The 7,767-nt window shown below is 43.7% G+C and carries 5 protein-coding genes; 2 read left to right on the top strand and 3 right to left on the bottom strand.

Translation table 11 applies throughout. The features are described 5' to 3' along the window. Positions 1 to 50 precede the first annotated feature (50 nt). The gene (locus Nant_RS07755; protein WP_054341084.1) at positions 51 to 353 is read left to right on the top strand and encodes a YhbY family RNA-binding protein; all 303 of its coding nucleotides are present in this window, start codon (positions 51 to 53) and stop codon (positions 351 to 353) included. 28 nt (positions 354 to 381) lie between these two features. Here the strand turns inward: Nant_RS07755 and greA are convergent, their stop codons facing one another. From greA to carA, 3 genes are read right to left on the bottom strand one after another with little or no spacing between them, the layout of a single operon-like run. Next, positions 382 to 858, bottom strand: coding sequence for a transcription elongation factor GreA (greA, locus tag Nant_RS07760; protein ID WP_054341078.1), 477 nt, complete (start codon positions 856 to 858; stop codon positions 382 to 384). Between the two features lie 10 nt (positions 859 to 868). After that, on the bottom strand, positions 869 to 4,075 hold the full coding sequence (carB, locus tag Nant_RS07765) for a carbamoyl-phosphate synthase large subunit (RefSeq protein WP_054341079.1): 3,207 nt from the start codon (positions 4,073 to 4,075) through the stop codon (positions 869 to 871). A gap of 47 nt (positions 4,076 to 4,122) precedes the next feature. Continuing rightward, positions 4,123 to 5,259 (bottom strand): glutamine-hydrolyzing carbamoyl-phosphate synthase small subunit, encoded by a 1,137-nt coding sequence (carA, locus tag Nant_RS07770; protein ID WP_054341080.1) that lies wholly within the window; start codon positions 5,257 to 5,259, stop codon positions 4,123 to 4,125. Between the two features lie 253 nt (positions 5,260 to 5,512). On the opposite strand from carA, the gene Nant_RS07775 reads away from it, so the two are divergent. Then, the gene (locus Nant_RS07775) at positions 5,513 to 7,483 is read left to right on the top strand and encodes a methyl-accepting chemotaxis protein (RefSeq protein WP_054341081.1); all 1,971 of its coding nucleotides are present in this window, start codon (positions 5,513 to 5,515) and stop codon (positions 7,481 to 7,483) included. Positions 7,484 to 7,767: the final 284 nt, after the last annotated feature.

The raw sequence follows: 7,767 nt of genomic DNA on the forward strand, positions 1-7,767 counted from the left end.
ATAGTTTTTAAATGTGGCTTTGCCACCCCAAACGAGATGTCTATTTTAGTATGAGCCTGACGCCCGAGCAAAAGAAACAGTACCGCACTATTGGACATAGCTTAAATCCAATTGTGACCATCGCTGGAAAGGGAATGACAGAAAACATCCAATTGGAGGTTGATCGAGCATTGGAAGATCATGAACTTATCAAAGTTAAGTTCTCAGTAGGCGACCGCGATGCGAAGAAGCTGCTAGTAAAAGAGCTTTGCGCAATCGTCGAAGCCACCGTTGTTCAGGAGATCGGCAATATAGCTCTGATCTACCGTCCAGCCCTGCAACCCAACCCTAAATTGTCCAATTTATTACGTTAAAAAAAGCCGCCCCTAGGCGGCTTTTTTATTAGAGATGTAAAACCTCTTCTATTTCGTACTCAACCGTACCTTTCGGTGTTTGAATACTGACTACATCACCCTCTGATTTCCCAATCAAACCACGGGCAATGGGTGAGTTCACCGAAAGCTTGCCAATTTTGATGTTAGCTTCATCATCACCGACAATCTGATAGCGCACCGTTTCATCAGTATCGCAATTGATGATCACGACTGTCGTCCCGAAAAATACTTTACCGGAGCGAGGAATCAAGGTTACATCAATCACCTGAGACAGAGACAACTTACTTTCAAGCTCTTGTATGCGGCCTTCAATAAAACCCTGCTCTTCACGCGCCGCATGGTACTCAGCATTTTCTTTTAAATCACCATGTTCACGAGCATCGGCTATGGCCTGAATAACACGTGGGCGATCTGAAGTTTTTAGGCGAACATGCTCTTCACGCAGAGCTTTTTCACCGCCAACCGTCATAGGAACACGACTCATTAACTAGTCCTCAGTATAAATCTTGTAAACGACGTACCACTTTTTCTTCACCGTACTCAAGCGCCATAACAATCGCTTCAGCACCGGCAAGAGTGGTTGTGTATGGGACTTTATGCTGCAGCGCGCTACGGCGAATTTCAGCCGAGTCTGCCGTCGCTTTTCTGCCTTCCGTTGTATTCACAACATAGACAATTTCATGATTTTTAATCATGTCGATAATATTTGGACGCCCTTCAGTCACTTTGTTGACAACCGAGACATCTAATCCATGCTCTTTCAAAAAAGCCGCTGTTCCGCCAGTAGCTACTAATGAAAAACCTAGGGCTATCAATGATTTAGCAACAGGCACCGAGCCTACTTTATCGACATTACGAACAGAAATGAAGGCTTTGCCTGGTTGCGGCATTTTCTCGCCTGCACCAATAGTGGCCTTCATAAAGGCTTCACCAAAGGTTTCACCGGTGCCCATCACTTCACCCGTAGATTTCATCTCCGGAGAAAGAATTGGATCGACGCCCTGGAATTTATTAAACGGGAAGACTGCTTCTTTGACATGGCAATACGTCGGAATTATTTCTTCTGTAAAACCTATCTCCGATAGCTTCTTACCGATCATAACCAACGCGGCAACTTTCGCTAATGAAACACCGATACATTTAGAAACAAAAGGTACCGTTCTTGAAGCACGCGGGTTCACCTCAATCACATAAATTTCACCATCCTGATAAGCAAGCTGTGTATTCATCAAACCGATTACACCTAGTTCAAGCGCCATCTTTTTGACTTGCTCACGCATCTCATCCTGCACATCAGCAGGTAAATTATAAGGAGGGAACGAACATGCAGAATCACCCGAGTGAACCCCTGCCTGCTCTATATGCTGCATGATGGCACCGATAACCACAGTTTCACCATCACATACCGCATCAATATCAATTTCAATTGCGGCATTCAGGAAGTGATCCAGTAACACAGGCGCTTCATTAGAGACCTGTACCGCCTCCTTCATATAGCGACGCAGTTCAGTTTCGCTATATACAATCTCCATCGCTCGACCGCCCAGAACATAAGAAGGCCGTACAACTAGAGGGTAACCAATTTTTTCTGCTTCAATGACGGCTTGCTCAAGAGAGCGCACTGTTGCGTTTTCAGGCTGTTTCAAACCGAGACGCTGTAACATTTGTTGAAACTGTTCACGGTCTTCAGCACGATCAATCGACTCTGGAGATGTCCCGATAATGGGCACACCGGCTTGCTCTAGTGCCACAGCCAGCTTCAGAGGTGTTTGTCCACCAAACTGTACAATAACGCCTTTAGGCTTCTCTACATGGACAATTTCCAATACATCTTCAAGCGTAATCGACTCAAAATACAGCCTATCGGATGTATCGTAGTCTGTAGATACCGTTTCAGGGTTACAGTTAACCATAATGGTTTCATAACCCGCTTCGCGGGCAGCTAATGCCGCATGCACACAGCAGTAATCAAATTCAATACCCTGACCAATACGGTTAGGCCCGCCACCAATAATCATGATCTTTTCACGATCCGTTGGATTTGACTCGCACTCCTCTTCATAGGTTGAGTACATGTAGGCAGTATCGGTCGAAAACTCAGCAGCACAGGTATCAACCCGCTTAAAGACAGGACGAATTTTCAAATTATGGCGGTGTTTGCGAAATTGCTTCTCGCTCACACCGAGTAATGTCGCAAGACGAGCATCCGAGAAACCTTTACGCTTGAGTCGATAGACTTTATCCGCATCCAGTTCAGATAGCGTCATTTTTGCAACGCGCTGCTCATCAAGAATAAGGTCTTCTACCTGTCTCAAAAACCATGGGTCGATGCCGGAAATGGGATAAAGCTCTTCTACTGTCATCCCCAATCGGAAAGCATCACCCAAATACCAAATACGCTCGGCGCCAGGCTGCTTCATCTCACGGACGATGTCAGAACGCGCATCTTCACTATTAAGATCAACGATAGGATCAAAACCGGTTGCTCCAACTTCGAGACCACGTAACGCTTTCTGCAAAGATTCTTGCTGTGTCCGGCCAATAGCCATCACCTCACCCACAGATTTCATCTGCGTAGTCAGGCGATCATTCGCTTGCGGGAACTTCTCAAACGTGAAGCGAGGTATTTTCGTAACAACATAGTCAATCGACGGTTCGAAAGATGCCGGGGTTGCACCACCGGTAATCTCATTTTGCAATTCATCCAGCGTATAACCAATCGCTAATTTTGCGGCAACACGGGCAATCGGAAAGCCAGTTGCTTTGGATGCTAATGCGGATGAGCGTGACACGCGCGGGTTCATCTCGATAACAACCATGCGGCCATCTTCAGGATTCACACCAAACTGTACATTAGATCCACCTGTTTCGACACCGATCTCACGTAACACCGCAAGCGATGCATCCCGCATTATCTGATATTCTTTATCAGTTAATGTCTGCGCAGGAGCGACTGTTATTGAGTCACCGGTATGAACACCCATCGCATCAAAGTTTTCAATAGCACAGATGATGATGCAATTGTCGTTTTTATCACGAACAACTTCCATCTCATACTCTTTCCAACCAATAAGAGACTCATCAATCAATAATTCAGTGGTCGGTGAAAGATCTAATCCACGCTCACAAATTTCTACAAACTCTTCGGTATTATAAGCGATACCGCCACCGCTGCCGCCCATGGTGAAAGAAGGACGGATAATACAGGGAAAGCCGAGTTGCGCCTGAACCTGAAGCGCTTCTTCAATGCTATGCGCAATAGCCGCGCGCGGGCATTCAAGACCGATTTTCTTCATGGCTTTATCAAAACGAGAGCGATCTTCAGCTTTATCAATGGTGTCAGCATTAGCCCCGATCATCTCAACACCAAATTTGATCAGGACGCCTTCGCGTTCTAAATCCAACGCACAATTCAGCGCTGTCTGCCCGCCCATAGTCGGTAACAACGCATCAGGACGTTCTTTTTCAATGATTTTAGCAACAGTTTGCCATGTAACAGGCTCAATATAAGTCGCATCCGCCATCGAAGGGTCGGTCATAATAGTGGCAGGATTCGAGTTAACAAGAATAACCCGATAGCCTTCTTCGCGCAGCGCTTTACATGCTTGCGCACCAGAGTAATCGAACTCGCACGCCTGACCAATAATGATCGGGCCCGCGCCTATAATAAGTATGCTTTTAATATCTGTGCGTTTTGGCATTGTATCAACCGGTCGAATCTATTTACTTAACTGATCAGTATCTGTAATCAGGCGTTTTTACTAATTCTCATCTCTTTAATAAAGCGATCAAACAGAGGCGCAACATCACGAGGGCCAGGACTCGCTTCAGGATGTCCCTGGAAGCTGAATGCTTGACGGTCGGTACGCTCAATACCCTGTAACGACTGATCGAACAGAGATTTATGTGTCGCACGAATCGTATCCGGTAAGCTCTCTTCATCAACAGCAAAACCGTGGTTCTGACTTGTAATCATTACGCTACTATTAGAAAGGTCCTGTACAGGATGGTTCGCACCATGATGACCAAACTTCATTTTTATAGTCTTTGCACCGGATGCTAATGCCAACAACTGATGCCCGAGACATATTCCAAATACTGGCACATCAGTATTACAAATTTCCCGAATCGCTGTAATTGCATAATCGCAAGGCTCTGGATCACCAGGGCCGTTGGATAGAAATACGCCATCAGGTGACAATTTTAAAACATCAGCTGCTGATGTTTGCGCAGGAACGACCGTTACCCGACAGCCACGTTCAACAAGCATTCTGAGAATGTTACGCTTTACACCAAAATCATAAGCAACAACATGATAAGGCTGATTCGCTGGATCGCACTCAGTATGCCCTTTACCCAACGTCCAAGTGGAAGAGTTCCATTCATACGCTTCGGCAACGGTAACTTCTTTAGCCAGATCCATGCCTTTTAGGCCAGGAAAAGCTTTTGCCTGCTCTAGTGCTTCAAACTCATCCACTTCGCCTGCCATAATGCAGCCGTTCAGACAGCCTTTCTCTCGCAGAATACGTGTCAGACGACGTGTATCAATATCTGCTATTCCAACGATATTGTGATCTTTCAGGTACTGATCTAATGTTCGCTGGCTTCTGAAGTTACTCGCGACAAGTGGTAAATCCCGAATTACTAATCCTGATACCCAAGTATTAGCTGACTCTTCATCTTCATCGTTTGTGCCAACATTACCAATATGAGGATAAGTCAATGTTACGATTTGTTTGCAATAGGAAGGGTCTGTCAGAATTTCTTGATAACCGGTCATGGACGTGTTGAATACAACTTCACCACTAGATTGACCGTCCGCGCCAATAGCAATACCCCTGAATATACTACCGTCTTCAAGGGCCAGAATGGCTGGTCTTGTCAATTGAACCTCCCCGCGTGTCTGCGAATGAACAGATAACTATACGACACCTGAAAAAAAACGAGGACCAACCTCGTTTTAAAACCGGAATTATTAGTGCTACCTTTAAACCACAGGTAAACGTCGGCATTTTAGACGATCCATGCATCGCTGTCCACGCAACATCCACGTCTTATCATTATCCATCACGAAACTGACATATTTCCTTCATATAATATTCAGACAAAATTCAGCTCTGAGCAACGAAGGCTAAAGCATGCGCATATCATTCATCACGCGAACGACTGTGATTATTCTATTTACAACAATTACTTTTTTGGCTATTTCTATTTTTTGGGCATTAGATAAACTTGAATCGGCCTTTACTGACACGCAGGCATTTCAGCAATTACAACAAATAACTAACGAAACTATCAACCTTCCATTGAATGATTACCTCAACACTGGAGACGCTAATTTACTCAATAAGATATCTGACAATATAAAGACACTGTCTAAAAATATCGAAGCGTCAGACTCACTTACAAACGCAAAAAAACAACATCTGATAGTGACACTTGGAGCACTGGATGATCACTTATCCGTTCAATTGCGAGCCGCTGGTAAATTAAACAACCCTGAAACACTCCTCATCATTTCAGAACAACAGATTTCTAATGCTTTAGCCACACTCAGCGATATAAACAATCAACATGACAATTCTGATTTACAGAAAAAATATTGGAATCTAATTACTAATATTGAAACCAGCCTCTATCAACTGGTGAATGCGCGTCAACATACGATGTCGACGCAAAGCGAAGATACGGACTCATTGAACAGAATTCTGGATACAATCAAGAATAAAGCTGAACAATTAACTTCCTTATCATTAATGGGGGTCTATAAATCAAAACCTAAAGAGGCTGCCGAGGATGATATTACGGCATTAATGGGATGGAAAAAAACAACAAATGACACAGCAGAAGACCTGAGCGAAGAACCTATAAGCACTATAAACACTCAAATCAGTCGTTACCCTAAAGAGATTTCGAATATCCGTAACCTGCTATCATCCAAAAAATCTGCCCAGGATATAGCCAAACAACAGCTCAATAAATTAAATAACGAAATCACAGTTGCCCAATATTCATTATTTGAAAACTATCACAATATACGCATCCAAGTTCAATGGGTCCTGATCATAACGGTCATTATCATCATGATTGCTGTATTACTTATGTCGAAGCTGACATTCAAATTAGCGCATACTATTGCTCTAAGCGCGCAAATAACATCAGCGTTGGCCAAAGGCGACCTTAAACAAGAGATAGTGTTCCTGTCGCGTTTTAAAGAATGCGTTAGCTTACAAGGATCGCTTGAAGAATTAAAAACGTATTTTCATAAATTAATTAATGATATACGTAGTGAAAACAACCGCCTAACGATACTTCAGGGCACATCATTAGCGGGATCAATCTGCCTTACTGAAATCATTGAAGAACAAAATCAATCAACACAAAATTCCGCCCACAAAATTGAACAACTAAATATCTCATTTCAGGAGGTCACAAATAATGCAGAAGATACGACGCATCAAACCAGTGATTCAAAACAAAAAATTGAAGGGGGTTTAGCGCAACTAAAACAAACATGTCAAAGCCTGAATCTTCTAGCTTCTGAAGTTCAGACAACAGAGCAGTCAATTATTCTTTTACAATCTGACGTCAAACTTATAAGTAACACATTAAATGTTATACATGGATTTGCTGAGCAAACCAATTTACTGGCACTTAATGCTGCAATTGAGGCGGCAAGAGCGGGTGAGGCAGGTCGAGGCTTTGCCGTCGTAGCAGACGAAGTCAGACAGCTCGCAAATAATACGGCGTCATCCGCTAATACGATTCAAGCTCTGACCAAACGCCTGACCGAAAGAACAAGCAGAACAGTGGCGCTAATGAAGTTACAAAGACATACGACTAAAGAGACCTTAGATAAAGCTAATAGTACACAATCTTCAATCATTTCAATTACGGATTCCATAGCGGCAATTCATGAAAAAAGCCTCGCTATTTCGTCCGCTGCGAATTTACAAACGATGGTCAGCAAAGAAATTGTAATCGCGATCAATAACACCGCTACAATGAGTACGAAATCTGCGAAGGAAGCTCAAAACAATGAGGAGTTCTCTCACCAATTAGCAGAAATAAACACTCGACTTAAAGGCCTTGTTAGCCATCTTGGATAAGCCAGCTCTAACGCCTGCCCAATAAATTAATATTGAGCAGGACTCACTTATACAGATCCCCCCCCCTCAAACTAATGACATCCACATGCCTCACATATCAAACGTATTCTGGAGGACTTAATCATAAGAAAGGAACTATGCACGCCGCTATAATAACGCCAGAACAGCCAGTTTATACAGCAATAGCTGCCCGGGCCAGCTTGTGAATAGTTTTCCACATGGATGCAGGAGAGCCTGCTAATTTCCAGACATAAAAAAACCCTGACCGTTACCGGTCAGGGTTA

Source organism: Neptunomonas antarctica (assembly GCF_001305295.1).
GTDB lineage: Bacteria > Pseudomonadota > Gammaproteobacteria > Pseudomonadales > Balneatricaceae > Neptunomonas > Neptunomonas antarctica.